General features: G+C 58.6%; 16 protein-coding genes, 5 tRNA genes and 3 pseudogenes. 12 read left to right on the top strand and 12 right to left on the bottom strand.

Annotated features, from left to right (window positions below; all coding sequences use genetic code 11):
- The 7 genes and pseudogenes from ACF8E5_RS14025 to ACF8E5_RS14055 all read left to right on the top strand — a co-directional run.
- A pseudogene (locus tag ACF8E5_RS14025) lies at positions 1–988 on the top strand (hypothetical protein); the annotation flags it as partial.
- Positions 989–1452: 464 nt separating this feature from the next.
- Positions 1453–2046 (top strand): PoNe immunity protein domain-containing protein, encoded by a 594-nt coding sequence (locus tag ACF8E5_RS14030; RefSeq protein ID WP_230384515.1) that lies wholly within the window; start codon positions 1453–1455, stop codon positions 2044–2046.
- Positions 2043–2522, top strand: coding sequence for a hypothetical protein (locus ACF8E5_RS14035; protein WP_196186723.1), 480 nt, complete (start codon positions 2043–2045; stop codon positions 2520–2522). The genes ACF8E5_RS14030 and ACF8E5_RS14035 overlap by 4 nt, the downstream gene beginning before the upstream one ends.
- Positions 2523–2586: 64 nt before the next feature.
- On the top strand, positions 2587–3555 hold the full coding sequence (locus ACF8E5_RS14040; RefSeq protein ID WP_196186724.1) for a hypothetical protein: 969 nt from the start codon (positions 2587–2589) through the stop codon (positions 3553–3555).
- Positions 3552–4652, top strand: coding sequence for a hypothetical protein (locus ACF8E5_RS14045; RefSeq protein ID WP_392475412.1), 1101 nt, complete (start codon positions 3552–3554; stop codon positions 4650–4652). Before ACF8E5_RS14040 ends, ACF8E5_RS14045 begins: the two co-directional genes overlap by 4 nt.
- A 5-nt stretch (positions 4653–4657) precedes the next feature.
- Positions 4658–5314: a hypothetical protein gene (locus tag ACF8E5_RS14050; RefSeq protein WP_196186726.1), complete on the top strand. Its 657-nt coding sequence runs from the start codon at positions 4658–4660 to the stop codon at positions 5312–5314.
- The gene (locus ACF8E5_RS14055; protein WP_196186727.1) at positions 5311–5859 is read left to right on the top strand and encodes a tetratricopeptide repeat protein; all 549 of its coding nucleotides are present in this window, start codon (positions 5311–5313) and stop codon (positions 5857–5859) included. Before ACF8E5_RS14050 ends, ACF8E5_RS14055 begins: the two co-directional genes overlap by 4 nt.
- Here ACF8E5_RS14055 and tnpC read toward each other — a convergent pair.
- The 7 genes and pseudogenes from tnpC to ACF8E5_RS14090 all read right to left on the bottom strand — a co-directional run.
- Positions 5811–7067: pseudogene (gene tnpC, locus ACF8E5_RS14060) on the bottom strand (IS66 family transposase); the annotation flags it as partial. The gene ACF8E5_RS14055 and the pseudogene tnpC overlap by 49 nt on opposite strands.
- Positions 7068–7226: 159 nt before the next feature.
- Positions 7227–7430: pseudogene (locus ACF8E5_RS14065) on the bottom strand (Arm DNA-binding domain-containing protein); the annotation flags it as partial.
- Between the two features lie 226 nt (positions 7431–7656).
- Positions 7657–7732 (bottom strand) — tRNA-Gly (locus tag ACF8E5_RS14070).
- An 86-nt stretch (positions 7733–7818) separates the two neighbouring features.
- A tRNA-Gly gene (locus ACF8E5_RS14075) sits at positions 7819–7894 on the bottom strand.
- 2 nt (positions 7895–7896) lie between these two features.
- Positions 7897–7972, bottom strand: a tRNA-Glu gene (locus ACF8E5_RS14080).
- A 92-nt stretch (positions 7973–8064) separates the two neighbouring features.
- Positions 8065–8140: transfer RNA gene (locus ACF8E5_RS14085), tRNA-Gly, on the bottom strand.
- A gap of 4 nt (positions 8141–8144) precedes the next feature.
- Positions 8145–8220 (bottom strand) — tRNA-Glu (locus ACF8E5_RS14090).
- A 324-nt stretch (positions 8221–8544) separates the two neighbouring features.
- Between ACF8E5_RS14090 and ACF8E5_RS14095 the strand changes: the two genes are divergently transcribed.
- Positions 8545–9312 (top strand): hypothetical protein, encoded by a 768-nt coding sequence (locus tag ACF8E5_RS14095; protein ID WP_023535381.1) that lies wholly within the window; start codon positions 8545–8547, stop codon positions 9310–9312.
- Between the two features lie 55 nt (positions 9313–9367).
- Here the strand turns inward: ACF8E5_RS14095 and ACF8E5_RS14100 are convergent, their stop codons facing one another.
- The gene (locus ACF8E5_RS14100; protein ID WP_058639818.1) at positions 9368–9850 is read right to left on the bottom strand and encodes a GAF domain-containing protein; all 483 of its coding nucleotides are present in this window, start codon (positions 9848–9850) and stop codon (positions 9368–9370) included.
- Entirely contained in the window at positions 9847–10737 is an 891-nt protein-coding gene (locus ACF8E5_RS14105; protein ID WP_196186729.1) for an ATP-binding protein, read from the bottom strand. Before ACF8E5_RS14105 ends, ACF8E5_RS14100 begins: the two co-directional genes overlap by 4 nt.
- Before the next feature lie 195 nt (positions 10738–10932).
- Here ACF8E5_RS14105 and ACF8E5_RS14110 point away from each other — a divergent pair, with 195 nt between their 5' ends.
- Complete coding sequence (locus ACF8E5_RS14110) at positions 10933–13287, top strand: response regulator (RefSeq protein ID WP_196186730.1); 2355 nt, start codon at positions 10933–10935, stop codon at positions 13285–13287.
- On the opposite strand, the gene ACF8E5_RS14115 is transcribed toward ACF8E5_RS14110, so the two are convergent.
- Both ACF8E5_RS14115 and msrB read right to left on the bottom strand, forming a co-directional pair.
- Entirely contained in the window at positions 13277–13765 is a 489-nt protein-coding gene (locus tag ACF8E5_RS14115; protein ID WP_058605777.1) for a glutathione peroxidase, read from the bottom strand. The two genes, ACF8E5_RS14110 and ACF8E5_RS14115, sit on opposite strands and share 11 nt — an antisense overlap.
- A 13-nt stretch (positions 13766–13778) precedes the next feature.
- Positions 13779–14174, bottom strand: coding sequence for a peptide-methionine (R)-S-oxide reductase MsrB (gene msrB / locus ACF8E5_RS14120; RefSeq protein WP_025338187.1), 396 nt, complete (start codon positions 14172–14174; stop codon positions 13779–13781).
- Positions 14175–14341: 167 nt separating this feature from the next.
- Between msrB and ACF8E5_RS14125 the strand changes: the two genes are divergently transcribed.
- A complete protein-coding gene (locus ACF8E5_RS14125) occupies positions 14342–15553 on the top strand; it encodes a pyridoxal phosphate-dependent aminotransferase (protein ID WP_058639821.1) in 1212 nt (403 codons plus the stop codon).
- A 269-nt stretch (positions 15554–15822) separates the two neighbouring features.
- Complete coding sequence (gene htpX / locus ACF8E5_RS14130) at positions 15823–16710, top strand: protease HtpX (protein WP_023535364.1); 888 nt, start codon at positions 15823–15825, stop codon at positions 16708–16710.
- Between the two features lie 79 nt (positions 16711–16789).
- Here htpX and ACF8E5_RS14135 read toward each other — a convergent pair whose 3' ends face one another.
- Entirely contained in the window at positions 16790–17440 is a 651-nt protein-coding gene (locus ACF8E5_RS14135) for a thiopurine S-methyltransferase (RefSeq protein WP_078478194.1), read from the bottom strand.
- Between the two features lie 100 nt (positions 17441–17540).
- On the opposite strand from ACF8E5_RS14135, the gene ACF8E5_RS14140 reads away from it, so the two are divergent.
- Positions 17541–18308, top strand: a complete 768-nt coding sequence (locus tag ACF8E5_RS14140; protein WP_392475413.1) for a DODA-type extradiol aromatic ring-opening family dioxygenase — start codon at positions 17541–17543, stop codon at positions 18306–18308.
- The last annotated feature ends 3 nt before the right edge of the window (positions 18309–18311 follow it).

Here is an 18311-nt window from a genome sequence, read left to right on the forward strand (position 1 = left end):
GCCGCGCCAGTCGCCGCCCGGCTCATCGGCTCCGGCATCCAGTGGCGGCAACGCAGGCAAGCCGGCCCAGCAAAGCACTAACACCGCTAGCCAGACCCCGGCCGCATCGTCCACACCCGCGGCCCGGCGCGATACAACCACCGGCAACCAGACCGCCGCATCGGCCCCGGCCAGCAAGCCGCAGCAACAGCCCGCCACATCGTCCTCTGCCAGCAGCGGGCGCAGCAGCCAGACCACCACCGACAAACAGCCAGCCTCGGCCAAACGCGATGTCGCCATCGAGCCCAAAGGCAACACCACCCCGGCCCAGGGCCAGGTTAGCCCGCAACTGCGGCAAAGCCAGCGCTCGCGCTATAGCAGACATAGATCCGGGGTTCAAGGAGAGCACATTGCCGACTATGACTTTGTCAAACGAAAGTCGCGGGAAAAGATCAATAATGGAGGCATTCTCTATGAAGGTCGCCAACCAGGCCATCAGGGCATTGATCATGTTTGGATCATCGATAAACTGTCGCAGCGCTACCGGATCAGCGACACCAAAGGCACCAACGAGCCATTCCACAAGAAACTGGAAAGTGCCACGCAAGTGTGGCAAGCCTTGGAATACGGCCTAGAAAAACTTGCGGAGCCAAGTGACAAGCCCAAGGTGCGAAACTCTGTAGGAAAATTAGTTAGCGGCATAAGACAGATGAGCCATACGTGGATATCAATGAATATCAACAGGGCGAAGATTATTCCACCACACAGATCCTTACTCAATCAAGTAGAAAGATGGCGTCGCAGTGGATTTGACCCTTCATTAATGCCTTGCCCATACGAGCGAAGTATAATTACAGTTGTAGGACCAAACTTTATACTCCATGATCCTAATGCACGCAAAAAATCGGCGAATAGCAAGCCACTTGCAGCTGGCCTATGCAGCGTAAAAACGGTAAAACATCAGATCGCCACTGAATTTGAATTGCCGTTAGATTTCTTGGATGACTAAACTTTATGAAAGAATCAAATTTACCCCTACAACACTGGATGACAACCAAGATTTTAGCAAAAAATTTCAATAAGCGCCGTGAGCCGCATTTGCGGTATGTCTCATACACTGAACGTTTCGACGAACTTATTGATGGCATAAAATTTGTGTGCGAGCTCATCGACAAAAACGCAAAAATCAAGCGAATAGACCAATCAGCAAGTCAACGCTTGTGGGACACATTGAACTGGCTAAGCCTGCAATACTCATCGGGATGCTCAGTTAGCCTATTTAGAGAGTCATGGCCCCACGTTTTAAGTTGGACAGAGCAATACGCCGAGACCCATGAGGCTCATCACCTATCTAACAATGCGGACATAATTACTCCACATATCTCAATAAATGATGATGAATATTGGATTGTGGCCTTGAGATTAATCTGCTTTGGCTTGCTGACGGGAAATGCTGAGCACATGCCCAAAATCATGGCAATTATCGATTATGCAAATACAGAACTAGGCATACAAGACGGCCTACTCGAACGCCTAGTCGCCCCTTTCGTTCCTGGGCGCGGTACGCCCCCAGATACCGCCACTCGCCATCTTCCCTACCGCAAGCTGTTCAAGGTATTCGATGCCGCCCCCGACAAGCGCCCGGCGCTGATGGCCAAGTACCTGGACGAGTGGTATCACGCCAGCCGCCGCGAACCCTATATCGACCAGCATGGTGAGGCAGATATTTCCTTCTATGGCTATTGGGCCTGGGAAGCTGCCGCCGTTACCTGGTTGTTGCAGATCGACGACAGCAGCTACCGCGACATGCCGTTCTACCCCCGCGACCTGGCGGACTTTGCCCGCAACCTGTCGGCCACACCCGCTACGCCATCCGCGCCGCCGCCCACCTACGCCGGCCAGTCCTGCCCGCGCGCCGGTTACTGGTTCACCCTGGCCCAGCACGGCTCGCGCCGCCAGTTCGCCCAGGACGACCTGTTCCCTGAAATCCCCAGCGAAACCAGTAAGGGCCTGACCCTCTGGCAATGGGCCGATGACCAGGGCGACCAGGGAACATCCGGCAAATGACCACAGCCAGCCCGCTGCCAACAACTGCCCTGAATACGTCTGCTCTGCCGAGCTGGCAGCAGTGGGCTGCCTCAAAAATACCGGCTGATCAATTTGAACAACGGCGCGAGCCACATTTACACCACACGCCTTATCTATCGTTTTTCAACGAAACGCTAAGCAGCATCGTAAAAGTAAGCAACGGTTTGTCATCCCCTTCTGACAAAGCAACTTTGATAGGGCTATCAACATCTGCACAACAACGTTTGTGGGATGCCTTAGACTGGCTTAGCCTCCAATATTCCGCAGGCGCTCAAGCAGAGCTCTTCTCTAATATTTGGCCTCACATCATGGCTTGGGCCGAAGAGTATGCGACATTTCATGAGAGTTATCACAACTCTCCAGTCTCCGGAAACCACATGACGCCACATGTGGCATTGCGTACAGAAAGTTACTGGATAGTCGCTCTGCGCGCTGACCTGCTTTGGGCTGCTTAGTGGCCATGCTGCGCAAATGCCGCGGGTGATGCGGCTCCTTGACTATGGCAATGAGGATATGGGCGTGCGTGATGGCCTGCTTGAACGCCTGGTCGCGCCCTTTGTTGCCGGTCGTGGTACGCCGCCGGATACCGCCACCCGCCATTTGCCCTACCGCAAGCTGCTCAAGGTATTCGATGCCGCCCCCAACAAGCGCCCCAGTTTCAAGGAATTGTTGCTTGCCGCCAATGCAAACTCCGTCGGCCAGGCCACCGCCCATGCTGCAGGTAGCGTACTTCAGGCTGCCGCCGCAACTACTGGGGGCTTGCACCTGATGGGGCAGCTAAGTACGCAACAACATGCCGGGGCCTTGTCGCAACTATCAAGAAAAGCCATGACCAGTATGGGAACGCGCGCCGCCGGTACGGGGGTTGCTGCCAGTACAGCTCGTTTGGCCCTCGGAGTCGCCAGGCTGGGGTCAGGCCCGATAGGCTGGACTCTAATCGCACTGGAACTCTCGTATCAGGTCATTCGGACATGGAATGAGAAAAACACCGAAGAACGCAAAGTAACGGATTGGATAGCCCGAAGTATCTGGGGAACAGGGATACACCAGAATGGGATATTCAGTAACGAAGTTCTCTCTCCCTTTACATCCGAAGAAGAAATCATTGGGTTTTATTACTTCTTTATGAAACCTCATATCGAAACGGATACGGCGGTACTGCGCACGATAGGTTCGCTGACTATTCCGGTATGGGGTGCGGTCAATCGGGCAAATCATGGCAGCCAGTTGCCAGCAGATGCCCGTACTGTCACCGTGGCATTTCCCGGCTGGCAGCCGCAAGTTAGCGCCTACACCATCACCCAGCATAATGAATTCAAGTTTACCGGCATACAAAAAACGCTAGATGACCCGGATCTTGTTAAAGTTCGCGATGGTGTCGGTTATATTAGCCACCCTACGGACACATTGGGCGGCAACATTGAAGTTAAATACTGGCCTAATGCCTTTGCAGAACCCAACCAGGTGCTTGAAATGGAGAAGACGTGAGCCAACAACCACAAGAGGCGCCGCTAAGTACAGACGAGTTGGAAACTAGAGTAGCCGCATTATGGCGTGGCGAACTGGAATGGGTGCGCCAGCACCCTAATCCTGATCTGTCCATGTTTGATGCGGAGTTTGAAAAGGAATTAAGCCGGACTGAAATACATGAGCTTCCTGCGCTTGATATTGCCATGTGGCCAAAAGACTTAAATTTCAATATTGATACCAGTGATCCAGGCAAATTCAATGATCGCTTTATCGAGATACCGGCCAAGTGCAGCAGCTCTGCAGTCCTCTTATTAATCAGCATTCATCATGTCGTCCTGATGTTTATTCTGGCATTGGCAGTAATCACTGGTGCATCGCCTGTTGAATTTGCTCCTCTATATTTGTTTGCCCTATTAATTCTGGCACCACTTACGTACTACTCCATAAAATCCAACAAACTATCCGCAGGTAGAATCCGCTATAACCGTCAGGCCCAACTGATCCATATTGATAATGGTCAAGGCCGTATTGCACATATCCCCTGGCGGCATATCAGGCCGGCAGTGGACAACCGCTACGGCCCAATGGGTGCCCTACAGCTCTACGCCCCCCATCCACATGCAGCAATAGAGAGCAATAAGCTGCGCACATCGGGAAACCCTCACCCCTCTTACTTGATGGAGCCCTACACCTGCGGTAGCGGAATTGAGGGGTTATATGACCTGCAGCGGCTTGAGGTCCTGCGCCGCTATATGGAGCATGGCATTAAGGCGGTTCAGCCGCAGCCGGGAACGATCACGCCGCAGCAGAAGGCCACTTATTCCAGGCACAGGCTGTCTCCACTGCTTCGCGTATGGCACTGGCTTTGCTTTATCCCGTTACTCGATAGGTACATGCGCCATGGCGCTGAAAACGCTGAATGGAGCGACGAAGTGCAGAATCTTTGCGGCCCAGCTCCCGATCTGCGCGGGTTGGATACCCGGCCGGTCAAATCCCGCACCGATATCTACTACCGCCCGGCCTACGACCATCCCGTCAGCTTCGGCTACCGCCTGGTGAATCGCCACGGGCACCCGTTACCGCAGCCGGCTCAGTCACTATCAAAAAGGAAATGACTCTAATGGAAATACGGTTCGAGCAGGCAGACGAAAATGCACATGACACGATCTTCAAGTTGCTGCAGGACGAAGGGCATCAAGTTGATAAAATCAGGATGGATCACAACTTCAATGTGATCGAATCGGACGGCAATAGGCTGATAGACCAGCGCGAGTCCGATATTTTTCTTCTCGTCGACAGGGCACTTGGCAAGCCTGAAAAACAGGCTTTCGACTGGCTGAACGAACATTGCCGACTACGCCCCGCCAAGCACAAGGACGTCTGGTTCTATGCACTTTGTGCCTGTGGCGTCTGGACACTGCTCCGCTCACCCTACCTTGTGGAGGATGCTTCATTTATCGAAGCGGCAGTGCTTCTCGGCATGAACTTGCTCTCCACTGCCTTGTTCGTGCTGGCCTATCTCATCGCCCGTACCAAATCCCGGCAGGATACGTCCGGGCAAGCCTTCGGTATCAGGAAGAACAAGCTGTTCTGGGCAGGAACGGTACTTGTGGCCTTGCTGTTCCTGTTCGGATTGGTGGCCCTGATCGACGCTCCCGAACTTGCCGCCGTATCTCTTCTACCGATCATCAGCCTCGGAACCGCCGCCATAGCCTTCCATAAGGCACGCTACTTTCACACACTCGAAGCGTTGCAAGGCCATGAGGTATCAGCATGATCCAGCGATTCTTCTCCCTTGCCCACAAGGCCTTTCCTATCCTTGCCTTGGCGGTGTTGTTCCCGGTACTTACAGCCTGTGAGCCGTCGCCGGATAAGGCGCTGTCACAACAAGCGAAATCTGGCGACCCGGCCGCTCAATATGAATTGGCCCTGGCCTACTCCGACCTGCAGCAATATGAAAAAGCCGTTCATTGGTGGAAGCAGGCCGCCGAGCAAGGTCATGCACCGGCCCAGGTCGACCTCGGCCTGATGCACCAGATCGGCGTGGGAACGCCGCAGAACCTCGTTGAGGCCCAGCGCTGGTACTTGGCTGCCGCAGAACAGGGCAACGCCAGCGGCCTGCATAATCTTGCCTACTTGTACCGACGCGGCAACGGTGTCGAGCGCGACGCCAGCCAGGCCGCCGCTTGGTATCTGCAGGCAGCACAGCAGGGCATTGCCCACTCGATGAGTGCGATCCATGAAGCCCACCTATCACATGGTGGGGCAACAGGTTACCGTGGCATCTCTGGCGAGCAGTTCCACGGCAGTAGGGCTTCGTAGTCGGCCACCGACGATGCATACGGCAGGCGCTCAAGTACGTGGCGCAGCCACGTATAGGGCTCCTGGCCGTTGACCTTGGCGGTCTCGACCAAGCTGTAGATCTGCGCACTGGCCGTGGCGCCCTTGGGTGTGTCACTGAATAACCAGGCCTTACGCCCGATGACAAATGGCTTGATCGCACGCTCTGCCAGGTTGTTGTCGATCGGCAAATGCCCAGCCTCGACATAGCGCTCCAACCGGCTCCAGTTGTTCGCCAGGTAATGCACGGCCTTGCCCAGGACACTTTGCGGTGTAACCTGGGAGTACGTCTTGTCCAGCCAGCTTTTCAACTGGCCGAGGATCGGCAGGCTTCTTTCCTGGCGACCGAGGAACCGCTGTTCGTCGCTGACCTCCTTGAGGTCGCGCTCGATGCCGTACAGCTTGTTGATCATCGCCAGTGCCACATCGGCGCGGCCCGTCTTACCCTTGGGCTGCACTTTCTGCGCCTCGACGAACTTGCGGCGCGCGTGAACCATGCACGCCAGCCGCTCGACGCCAGGTTGCAACGCCAGTGCGTTATAACCGGCGTAATCGTCGGTCATCACATAGCCGCGATACCCTTGCAGCAGGCGCAGTGGTACTTCCTGCGCACGGCTGGTGGTGTAGTCGAACAGCACAACTTGTCGATCAGGCGGGCCACTGGCCTGCACCCACATCCAGGATTGGCTGGTCGGGTCGCGGTCTGGCTCTTTCAAGACCTGTACGCGTGTTTCGTCGCAGTGAATCACCGGACTTTCCAGCAGCCGGTCACGCATCAGGTTCAACAACGGCTGGAAGTGCTCGCTGCACTGGATCACCCAACGCGCCAGCGTTTGCCGTGGAATCTGGATGCCGTGGCGCGACAGCACACGTTCAAACCTGTGCAGCGGCAAGCCATCGACGTACTTAGTCGTCAGCAGCATGGCCAGCACGCTGGGGCTGGCCATGCTTTTTTCGATCAACTGGGCGGGCTTGTCAGCAGTGACTGGAGCGGTCTCGCAACCACGGCAGCCATAGACCTTGCGCACGTGCTTGAGCACACGGATTTGCATCGGCACGATATCGAGCTGCTCGCTGGTTTCCTCGCCGATGACATGCTTGCGGCAGGCGCAGGTCAGTTCGTGCTCGGGCAACTCATGGATGACTTCGATACGCGGCAGATCAGCCGAAAGCGGCTTGCGCTTGCCACGGTCTTCCCCAATTTCGCCAAGTTCCTGTTTGCGGTGTTCATACCACAGCAGAAAGACCGCGCCAAAGGTATTCTCAGACGCGAGGCGCGCAGCACGGCGTTTTTGTTTACGATCAGTATGGGGATTAATACCTTTGGCCAACAAAGCGCGAGCTTCATCACGCAGCGCCCGCGCTTCACGCAAACTAACTTCGGGATAGCCACCGAGAGAGATACGTTTCTGCTTGCCCAGCCAGTAATAACGGAGATGCCAGCTTTTACCACCGACAGGAGAAACGACTAGCCCAAGGCCATCGGTATCAGGGAGAGTATAGGTTTTTCCGGTGGCTTTAGCCTGCCGGATAATTAGGTCAGAAAGTGCCATCACATAGCTCCTAAGTTGAAACTTAGGCTCTATGCTCGCCACCGCACCGGCTCTATTCCAGCAACAATACGGAACGGTTATGCACCGTATTGTATGGCCTTAATTTTGGCCTCAAAAAGGCTGGCCGTTGGTGGATTTCGGTAGCCTTCGCTGGAATGAAAAAAGGGGCCAAAGCCCCTTTATTCAAAGACTTACAGACTTCAGTGGACGTCTGTAGATCATAATTTGGAGCGGGAAACGAGACTCGAACTCGCGACCCCGACCTTGGCAAGGTCGTGCTCTACCAACTGAGCTATTCCCGCAATTTGAAGCTTTACCGCTAATCGGCGTGAAGCGCCTTTACAGCCTTCACCACCACTGCACCGTGCGAACGCCACAGTATTCAAACTGGAGCGGGAAACGAGACTCGAACTCGCGACCCCGACCTTGGCAAGGTCGTGCTCTACCAACTGAGCTATTCCCGCAATGGCGTCCCCTAGGGGACTCGAACCCCTGTTACCGCCGTGAAAGGGCGGTGTCCTAGGCCACTAGACGAAGGGGACACACAACACTTTTCAGTGCACCAGCACCTGAACCTCACGATTCAGACTGGATTTTTATTTCCCGCCCCGCCGTTAAGCGTTGCCGGAGAATTTGGAGCGGGAAACGAGACTCGAACTCGCGACCCCGACCTTGGCAAGGTCGTGCTCTACCAACTGAGCTATTCCCGCAATATGGCGTCCCCTAGGGGACTCGAACCCCTGTTACCGCCGTGAAAGGGCGGTGTCCTAGGCCACTAGACGAAGGGGACACGCTGCTGGCATTACTGCCTGCTTTCACTTCCTGCTGCGTTCTGCTGTGTGCTTTACGCTGCAAGTGGCGCGCATTCTATGGAGGGATGGATAAGCCGTCAACCCTTTTGTAGAAATTTATTTAAATCAATGACTTCCCGCCCTGCCGTCCCCACTCGCCCCTGCGTTGTACGAAGCCCGAGCTGAATTTCTGACGTCAGCGCCGCATAAATGTGCCAGCATTCAGCCACTGGGCAAACGGCCGATAATAAACACAGGCTGTCAGGGATTATGCAACCTCGCCCTACACTCAATGATGCAATCCATTTCATGAGGCATTCACGGTGACACCACTTCTGATCACCCTGCTCGTCGTGGCGGGTATCGCACTGCTGATTCTGATTGGCTATCTCAATAACGTGGTCGAGAACGGCAAGCTCGAGCGCGCTCGATTGAAGATCGAACTGGCCGATCGCCTGCGTCGCTGTGGCGAAATCAGTGAAACCTTCCCCGGCCAGTACATGACGCCTGGGCTGAAATTGCTGCTGACCCGGCTGGAACTCAATGTGAACCAGCGCCAGCTTGCCCTGGACAAGCACAATGCCGACATCAAGGCGCGCATCGCTGAAGTAGAAGCGCTGATCGCCAAGGGCGAGCAGATACCGGTCAACAACCCACCCAACCCGATTCTGACCGAAGCCAAGGCCAAGGACGTGCGGTTTCTGCTCGAAGCCTTGCACAACCAGATCACCCGCGCCGCGCAGGAAGGCTTTTTACCTGCTCTGGAAGCCAAGCACTGGCTCAAGGAAATTCGCCACATCCTGGTATTACTGCATATCGAGTTCTTCAACAACCTCGGCCAGCAGGCCTTGCAGAACGAACAGCCCGGCCAGGCTCGCCTGGCCTTCGAACGGGGCGTGCAATACCTGCGCAAGCAGCCCGAACCGAAGGTCTATGAAGAGCAGCTGACGTACCTTGAAAAACTGCTGGCGCGGGTGAACGCCCAAGTGCTGGATCAGCTGGCGCCGACCGAAGACGAAGAAAACGAGCTGACCGAAGGCTTGAAGACCGACGACGAGGAAACCTGGAAGAAGAAGGCGATGTACGACTGAACATCTTGCCCGTACCGGCGGCTCAGGCATGCCGCCGGTACAGGCTCAGCGGCGATCAGCAGTCAGTCAGTTGCAGGAAAATCGCCGCCAGCTGCTCAAGCCCCGCCTGATCGGCTTCACTGAAACGCCCAACCGTAGGGCTGTCCAGATCTAGCACGCCTACCAGCCTGCCCTCCTTGACCAGTGGAATCACCAACTCGCTGTTGGACGCGCTGTCGCAGGCTATGTGCCCGGCAAAGGCATGCACGTCCTCTACCCGCTGGGTTTGTCGAGTGGCTGCCGCCGTGCCACACACGCCTTTGCCGAAAGGAATGCGCACGCAAGCCACCTGGCCCTGGAACGGGCCGAGCACCAGCTGTTCATCGCGATTGATGTAGAACCCCGCCCAGTTCAGGTCCTCGATCTGGTGATAGACGAAGGCCGAGAACTGCGCGGCGTTGGCGGTGAAGTCACGTTCGTCGGCGAACAGCGCTTGCACTTGCGCCGCCAGCAGGGCGTAGCCGTCCAGGCCAGCACCACTGGCATTAAGATCGATCATCGGGTTTGCTCCAGCAATTGCAGCCCGACCCAATAGCGGGCGAACTGATAGGCACATCGGCCATTACGATTACCGCGGCCAGTAGCCCAGCGCACGGCGAGTATGTCCAGGGCTTCGTCACGGTGCCAGCGCAGCCCGGCCGGGCGCGCGAGCTGGCCGATCCAGTGCTCGACCACATCGAGGAAGTGCTCCTGGCTGAAGGGATAGAAAGACAGCCACAACCCGAAGCGGTCGGACAAGGCGATCTTGTCTTCCACGGCTTCGTTGGGATGCAACTCGCCATCGACCATCTGCCAGTTTTCGTTGTCGCTCTGTTTTTCCGGCACCAGGTGGCGGCGGTTGGACGTGGCGTACAACAGGACGTTGTCCGGGGCCTGCTCCAGCGAGCCATCGAGTACGCTCTTGAGCACTCGGTAGTCGCCCTCGCCTGCCTCGAACGACAGGTCGTCGCAGAACAGGATGAACCGCTGCGGCAATTTCTGCAGTTGCTCGACCACCCGCGGCAGGTCGGCCAAATGGTCGCGCTCGATTTCGATCAAGCGCAGCCCCGCCTTGGCGTGCTCGGCCAGCAACGCGCGCACCAGCGAAGACTTGCCCGTGCCGCGCGAGCCCCACAGCAACGCGTGATTGGCCGGCAGGCCATTGATGAACTGATGGGTATTGCGGCCAAGCTGGTCACGCTGCTGGTCGACCCCGATCAGGTCGCTCAGGCGGATATCCAGGCTGACCTCCAGCGGCATCAGGTAGCCATTGCGGCCGTCGCGCTGCCAACGGGCAGCCAGGGTCGCGGACCAGTCGATCTCTGGACGCGGTGCCGGCAGCAGCGGTTCGAGACGGGCCAGCACCGTTTCGGCGCGGTCCAGAAAAGCAATCAAGCGGGCGTCCATCAAGACTCCTACACATTCGAATTCGGGTTGGCGGGTGGCCCGTTATCCTTGCACCGTCACATCCAGTCGCAACGGCACGTAGCACCGTGCCATGACGTACAAAGCTATTGAACAATGAAACGGCCAGCCCAGGCTGGTCAGCCTGATCAGGGCTGAATATGTGACAGACCCGCCAGCAGCCGCGATCGATCGGCTATGCTTGCGCAGCGCAAGGAATGTGGAACCGGCTCGGGACTCATGGATATCAAGTTCACCAATCGCCTGTCATACAAGCAAGCCCGGTTGACAGTCCTGGTTGGCTTCATCCTGGGAACATTGCTCAGTCTTGTCCAGATCGGCATCGATTATGCCAGCGAAGACGCCTCGATCAACCGTGAAGTGCGTGCGCTGCTGCAAATCAGCCATAACCCGGCCTCGCGCATTGCCTACAACATCGACTCGGAACTGGCACTGGAGTTGACCCGGGGGCTTCTGGAGTCGCCTGCCATCGTGCGTGCACGCTTGATCGACAACAACGAGACGGTGCTGGCCGACGTGGAGCGACCGCGACTCGAGGACCGCTACAGGCCGATCAGCGACTTTCTCTTCGGCGATCATCGCCAACTGCGCGACCCCCTGTTTCTCACCCACATGCCCGACGAGTACCTGGGCACGCTGTACCTGGACGTGGACACCTACCCCTTCGGCCGGCGTTTTCTCGACCGCGCCGGCCTCACCCTGCTCAACGGCTTTGCCCGCAGCCTGGTGCTGACAGGCCTGTTGCTGGCACTGTTCTACATGATGCTGACCAAGCCGTTGGTCACGGTGATCGGTGCGCTGAGCGGCGGTGATGCGCGCAAGCCCATGCAGGGACGACTGCAATGCCCGTCCGGTCATGAGCACGATGAAATCGGGGTGCTGGTGAAGGTGGCCAACCAGCAGTTCGTCAGCATGTCCACCGAGATCGAGCAACGCCGTACGGCCGAGAATCGGCTCACCCAGTACCTCAACGAGCTGGAGAATATCGTTGCGGCCCGCACCGACGAACTCAAGGCAAGCAACGACAACCTCAGCCTGACCAACCAGGAGCTTGAACAGGCCCGGCGGCGGGCGCTGGACATGGCCCATGCACGGGCGGCGTTCCTGGCCAACATGAGCCACGAAATTCGCACGCCTCTGAACGGGATGCTCGGCATGATCGCCCTGGCGCTGGACAACCCACTGCCGGGCGAGCAGCGCCAGCAGCTGGCCATTGCCCATGATTCCGGCAAAGTCCTGGTCGAATTGCTCAACGATATCCTCGATCTGTCGAAATTCGATGCAGGCCAGCTTGAGCTCGAACACATCCCCTTCGACATGGCGACCTTGGTCGAGGACACTGCCAGCCTGCTGTCGCAGAACGTGGCCCAAGGGGTCGAACTGACCTGCCTGATTGCCCATGACTTCCCGGCAAGCGTGTTGGGCGACCCCACGCGGGTGCGCCAGATCGTCGGCAACCTGTTGTCCAATGCCTTGAAATTCACGCGCTTCGGGCGGGTGGACGTAAGGCTTGAGCCAATGATCGGCGGCGTGCGCCTGGAAGTCCGGGATACCGGCATCGGCATCCCTGAAGATGCGCAAGCGCGTATCTTCCAGCCCTTCACCCAAGCCGGCGCAGGCATCACGCGTCAGTACGGCGGTACCGGCCTGGGCCTGGCCCTGACCCGTAACCTGTGCAAGGCCATGCACGGGCATCTGCATATCCGGTCCCAGCCCGGTTTTGGCAGCCGCTTCACCGCAGAGCTGCCCCTCAACGCCTACGCCAAGGCTGATGCGCCCGAGCCTTTGCACGCCAGCGTGGCTGCACTGACCGCAGCGGGCAGTGGCCTGCATGAGCTGATGCTTGGCCTGCTACCGGCCTTGGGCCTGGCGTATGCACGTCACGACGGCATTGAGACCGTGGCTGGCACAACCGACCTGCTGATCCTTGACGATGTGCAAGCGCTGGCCGAAGTGCGCAGGGTTTCGCAAATACCCATTCTGCTCGTCACTGCCTACGGCAATTTCCTGCCCAGCGAGCAGGCGTTGGCCATGGCTCCTCTGCATCAGCTCGCACGCCCGCTGACCCGGGGGGCGCTGTACCAGACGCTGCATCGGGTATTGCAAGGACACGATGCCGAGCATCCATTGGCAACCCCGCCCACCGCTACAGCCAAAGGCCGGGCACGCATCCTTCTGGTGGAGGACAACCCCGTCAATCAACTGGTGGCCAAGGGCATGCTGGCAAAGCTGGGGTGTCAGGTCGAATTGGCCACGCAAGGTGTCGAAGCCCTGGCGCGGCTCGAGGAGCAGGCCTTCGACCTGGTGCTGATGGACTGCAACATGCCGGTGATGGATGGCTACGAGGCCACCCGTCGAATCCGTGAGCGCGGCCGTTGGCCAGGGCTGCCGGTTGTCGCACTCACCGCCAATGCAATGCCCGAGGAGCGCGAGCGATGCCGGGCGGCCGGCATGGACGATTACCTGGCCAAGCCGTTCCGGCGCGAGGATCTGCTGGCCGTGGTCGATCGCTGGGTGCCGGTCAGCGGCTGAGCAGGCGCTCGATGTCCGCCTCCAATGCCTGCGGCTTGGTGGTCGGCGCATAACGCACCACCTGGCCGCTGACTGGGTCGAGCAGGAACTTGGTGAAATTCCACTTGATCTTCTGGCTACCCAGAATGCCGGGCGCCCGCTGTTTGAGCTCGGCGAACAAGGGATGGGTACCTGGGCCGTTGACCTCCACCTTGCGAAACAGCGCAAAGCTCACGCCGAAATTGCGCTGGCAGAACTGCGCGATATCACGCGCCTCACCCGGCTCCTGCTTGCCGAACTGGTTGCAGGGAAAGCCCAGCACCATCAGCCCCCGATCACGGTACCTCTGCCACAGCTGTTCCAACCCGGCGTATTGCGGCGTGAAACCGCACTGGCTGGCGGTGTTGACCACCAGCACGGCCTTGCCTGGGAAGTCGCCCAGCTTCTTGTGCTCGCCTGTAATGGTGACACAGGGAATATCCAGCAGCGATGCGGCCATGTTCGAGCTCCGGTCAGTCACGGGGGCGCAAGTCGATGCACACCGAGTTGATGCAGTAGCGCAGCCCGGTCGGTGGCGGCCCGTCGGGAAACACGTGGCCCAGGTGAGCATCGCAGCGGGCACAGGTCACCTCGGTGCGGATCATGCCGTGGGACGTGTCGCGGATCTCGATCATCGCGCTGTCCTCGATGGGGGCGTAGAAGCTTGGCCAACCACAGCCCGAATCGAACTTGGTCTGGGCATCGAACAGCGCCAGCCCGCAGCAGATGCAGTGATAGATACCGTCGCGGCGCTCGCTGTTGTACTTGCCGCTGAACGGGCGTTCAGTGCCTTTGAGACGGCACACCTGGTACTGCTCGGGGTCGAGCATCGACCGCCACTGTTCCAGGGTTTTCTCGATCTTTTGCATGGGGCTACCTCGGCAGGCTCAATTTCACCCTGCGCCGTCTTTTCCGGGGCGCGGGTGGCACGTATATTAGTTGGCTTCGTGTGCAAGGCGTTCAGTCTCGCACCCGCTTTGTGCCCTTACAAACCTTTCGGCCGGGCATAGCGCGTTTTCTCAATCGGGATTCCATCATGCAGTTCAGCAAATCGAACAAGCTCGCCAATGTGTGCTACGACATTCGCGGCCCTGTGCTCAAGCACGCCAAGCGCCTGGAAGAGGAAGGCCACCGCATCCTCAAGCTGAACATCGGCAACCCGGCGCCGTTCGGTTTCGAGGCGCCCGATGAAATTCTGCAGGACGTGATCCGCAACCTGCCTACCGCGCAGGGCTACAGCGATTCCAAAGGCCTGTTCAGCGCACGCAAGGCGGTGATGCAGTACTGCCAGCAAAAGGGCATCGAAGGCGTCGGCATCGAAGACATCTACCTGGGCAACGGCGTGTCCGAGTTGATCGTCATGTCGATGCAGGCCCTGCTGAACAACGGTGACGAGGTGCTCATCCCCGCCCCCGACTACCCCCTGTGGACGGCAGCCGTAAGCCTGGCCGGTGGTAAACCGGTGCACTACCTGTGCGACGAGCAAGCCGACTGGTTCCCGGACCTGGAGGACATCAAGGCCAAGATCACCCCCAACACCAAGGCACTGGTCATCATCAACCCCAACAACCCAACGGGCGCGGTCTACTCCAAGGAGCTGTTGCGGGGCATGCTGGAACTGGCTCGCCAGCACAACCTGGTGGTGTTCTCAGACGAAATCTACGACAAGATTCTTTATGACGAAGCGGTGCACATCAGCACGGCCTCCCTGGCACCGGACTTGCTGTGCCTGACCTTCAACGGCCTGTCCAAGTCCTACCGCGTGGCAGGCTTTCGCTCCGGCTGGCTGATCATTTCCGGGCCCAAGCACCATGCCCTGAGCTACATCGAAGGCATCGACATGCTGGCCAACATGCGCTTGTGCGCCAACGTACCGGCCCAGCACGCCATTCAGACAGCACTGGGTGGCTACCAGAGCATCAACGACCTGGTGCTGCCGCCAGGGCGCTTGCTGGAGCAGCGCAACCGCACTTACGAGCTGCTAAACGACATCCCTGGCGTGAGCTGCGTCAAGCCCATGGGCGCGCTGTATGCGTTCCCGAAGATCGACCCGAAGGTCTGCCCGATCCTCAACGACGAGAAATTTGCCTTGGACCTGCTGCTGTCCGAGAAGCTGCTCATCGTCCAGGGCACTGCGTTCAATTGGCCTTGGCCGGACCATTTCCGTGTGGTGACACTGCCCCGCGTAGATGACCTGGAAGCAGCCATCGGACGAATCGGCAATTTCCTCAGGACCTATTCGCAGTAAGCACACGCGTCGCGGGCGCTCACAGTTGGCTGAAATCGTGGTTGAAGCTGTGAGCGCTGGCGAGCCCGCCATAGGAAAAAGAACAGCCTTGCGCGCGCCGTAGCATGTTTCTTACATCCTGCAATGCTCTATCCCACAGCCGGCTTCCCCTCCTCTGCCATACTGCGGCTTACACAGTTTGAAATAGTCCGTCGATTGAATCCCGGCGGCAGGCCCCTTATATACCCCGCAGTAAGCGACAATTCATCCGTCAGGAGAACGTAACAACCATGATGCGCATTCTGTTGTTTGTGGCCACCAACCTTGCGGTGGTGCTGGTTGCAAGCATTACCCTGAGCCTGTTCGGTTTCAACGGGTTCATGGCGGCCAACGGGGTCGACCTCGACCTTGGCAGCCTGCTCGTGTTCTGTGCGGTGTTCGGTTTCGCCGGCTCGCTGGTTTCGCTGTTCATCTCCAAGTGGATGGCGAAGATGAGCACCGGCACCCAGATCATCAGCCAGCCGCGTACCCGTCATGAGCAGTGGCTGCTGCAAACGGTCGAGGAGTTGTCCCGCGAGGCTGGCATCAAGATGCCGGAAGTGGGTATTTTCCCGGCCTATGAAGCCAACGCCTTCGCCACCGGCTGGAACCGTAACGATGCGCTGGTAGCGGTCTCTCAGGGCCTGCTGGAGCGTTTCTCGCCCGATGAAGTGCGCGCGGTGCTGGCGCACGAGATCGGCCACGTTGCCAACGGCGACATGGTCACCCTGGCGCTGGTCCAGGGGGTGGTGAACACCTTCGTGATGTTCTTCGCCCGGATCATCGGCAACTTTGTCGACAAGGTCATCTTCAAGAACGAGGAAGGCCAGGGTATCGCCTACTACGTCGCGACCATCGTGGCCGAACTGATTCTGGGCATTCTGGCCAGCATCATCGTCATGTGGTTCTCGCGCCGCCGCGAGTATCGCGCAGACGAAGCCGGCGCTCGCCTGGCTGGCACATCGGCCATGATCGGCGCCCTGCAGCGCCTGCGTGTGGAGCAGGGCCTGCCGGTCCACATGCCCGATACGCTCAAGGCCTTTGGCATCAATGGCGGCCTCAAGCAGGGCCTGGCCGGCCTGCTGATGAGCCACCCGCCGCTGGAAGACCGCATCGACGCCCTGCGCCGCCGCGGTTGATCCACCCCACCCTGCAAAAGGCGACCTCGGTCGCCTTTTTTGTGAGTGCTCGATAACGCGGCAAGGCTGGGTGACGGTTTCAACGGCTGACCCGATAGACCCTCTCCCACAAGCTCGAGGCTCCCGCCTGCACGAACTTCGGGCTCTGCTCGATCACCTGCACCGCCTCGAGCTCATCCACTTGCCAGCCGGCGAACCCTTGCCGCAACGCGTCGTCGCTCACCGAAAACGGCGGCCCGGCCACCAGCGCCTGGTCATAGTCCAAGGTCACCACCAACCCCTGGCTGCCGGCAGGCAACAGAACCGCTAGCGCTCGGACATACTGCTCCCGCATTGCCGAGGGCAAGGCGATCAAGGCCGCTCGGTCGTAGAGCGCAGTACAGTCACCCACGTCGCTGCGCGACAACGCAAAAAAGTCGCCGCACCACAGCTCTATCGGCCCATGGCGCCAGACTTCGAATGCACCTGTGTGTGAAACCTGTGCCTCAAGCCCCTGTTCACGGAAGAAATCTTCCACTGCCCGACGAGACAACTCGACCCCCATCACGCGGTGCCCCTGCCCGGCCAGCCACCGTACGTCCAAACTCTTGCCACACAAGGGCACTAGGACCTTGCTGTTGGCTGCCAGATGCAAGCCAGGCCAATAGGCCTGCAGGTAGGGGTTAACCTGGGCTTGATGAAAGCCAATCTGATTGTCGGCCCACCGCTGCTGCCAGAATGCCGGTTCCATGTTTGCTCCCGATTATTCGATGGTTCATAGCCATAACTTGATTTGGATTCGATCAAGGCTTGGCCGAAGATGCGTGCATCTTAACCCTCAGGACCCTGCCATGCTGCCCAGCTTGTTCATCTCCCACGGCTCACCCATGTTGGCATTGCAACCCGGCGCTAGCGGGCCTGCACTGGCGCGCTTGGCCCAACAGCTGCCTACGCCACGTGCGATTGTCGTGGTATCGGCCCACTGGGAAAGCCGCGATCTGGCGGTAACGAGCGGCGCAAGGCCGGACACCTGGCATGACTTTGCTGGCTTTCCTGCAGCGCTGTACGCCGTGCAGTACCCAGCACCGGGCGATCCGGACCTGGCGCGACGTATCTGTGAGCGTTTGCAGGCGGCCGGGCTACCCGCTCACCCAGACGCCGAGCGGCCATTCGATCATGGCGCCTGGGTACCGTTATCGCTGATGTATCCGCAGGCACAGATCCCGCTGGTGCAGGTGTCCTTGCCCAGCCATTTGGGCCCCACGGTGCAGGTACGCATTGGCCAGGCCCTGGCCGGGCTGCGCGAAGAGGGTGTCCTGCTGATTGGCTCTGGCAGCATCACGCATAATCTTGGAGAACTGGACTGGCAGGCTGGACCAGACAAGATGGCACCGTGGGCGCTGGCCTTCAGGAACTGGATGGTAGAGAAGTTGCAGATCGACGACTCCCAGGCCCTGCTCGACTACAGGGCGCAGGCGCCGTTTGCAGTGCACAACCATCCAAGCGATGAGCATCTGCTGCCGCTGTTCTTCGCCCTAGGCGCGGGCGGGGCTTTTGGTGTGGTGCACCAAGGCTTTGCCTTGGGTGCGCTGGGGATGGATATCTACCGATTCGATTAGGCA

Source organism: Pseudomonas sp. WSY_20 (assembly GCF_043104335.1).
In the GTDB taxonomy this organism is placed as follows: domain Bacteria; phylum Pseudomonadota; class Gammaproteobacteria; order Pseudomonadales; family Pseudomonadaceae; genus Aquipseudomonas; species Aquipseudomonas parafulva_B.

What these genes read in the sequence shown, in the direction of transcription:
- ACF8E5_RS14030 (WP_230384515.1), top strand. Translation starts at nt 1,453, where the DNA reads ATGGCAATTATCGATTATGCAAATACAGAACTAGGCATACAAGACGGC.
- ACF8E5_RS14035 (WP_196186723.1), top strand. Translation starts at nt 2,043, where the DNA reads ATGACCACAGCCAGCCCGCTGCCAACAACTGCCCTGAATACGTCTGCT.
- ACF8E5_RS14050 (WP_196186726.1), top strand. Translation starts at nt 4,658, where the DNA reads ATGGAAATACGGTTCGAGCAGGCAGACGAAAATGCACATGACACGATC.
- ACF8E5_RS14055 (WP_196186727.1), top strand. Translation starts at nt 5,311, where the DNA reads ATGATCCAGCGATTCTTCTCCCTTGCCCACAAGGCCTTTCCTATCCTT.
- ACF8E5_RS14100 (WP_058639818.1), bottom strand. Translation starts at nt 9,850, where the DNA reads ATGATCGATCTTAATGCCAGTGGTGCTGGCCTGGACGGCTACGCCCTG.
- ACF8E5_RS14105 (WP_196186729.1), bottom strand. Translation starts at nt 10,737, where the DNA reads ATGGACGCCCGCTTGATTGCTTTTCTGGACCGCGCCGAAACGGTGCTG.
- ACF8E5_RS14110 (WP_196186730.1), top strand. Translation starts at nt 10,933, where the DNA reads ATGCTTGCGCAGCGCAAGGAATGTGGAACCGGCTCGGGACTCATGGAT.
- ACF8E5_RS14115 (WP_058605777.1), bottom strand. Translation starts at nt 13,765, where the DNA reads ATGGCCGCATCGCTGCTGGATATTCCCTGTGTCACCATTACAGGCGAG.
- msrB (WP_025338187.1), bottom strand. Translation starts at nt 14,174, where the DNA reads ATGCAAAAGATCGAGAAAACCCTGGAACAGTGGCGGTCGATGCTCGAC.
- ACF8E5_RS14125 (WP_058639821.1), top strand. Translation starts at nt 14,342, where the DNA reads ATGCAGTTCAGCAAATCGAACAAGCTCGCCAATGTGTGCTACGACATT.
- htpX (WP_023535364.1), top strand. Translation starts at nt 15,823, where the DNA reads ATGATGCGCATTCTGTTGTTTGTGGCCACCAACCTTGCGGTGGTGCTG.
- ACF8E5_RS14135 (WP_078478194.1), bottom strand. Translation starts at nt 17,440, where the DNA reads ATGGAACCGGCATTCTGGCAGCAGCGGTGGGCCGACAATCAGATTGGC.
- ACF8E5_RS14140 (WP_392475413.1), top strand. Translation starts at nt 17,541, where the DNA reads ATGCTGCCCAGCTTGTTCATCTCCCACGGCTCACCCATGTTGGCATTG.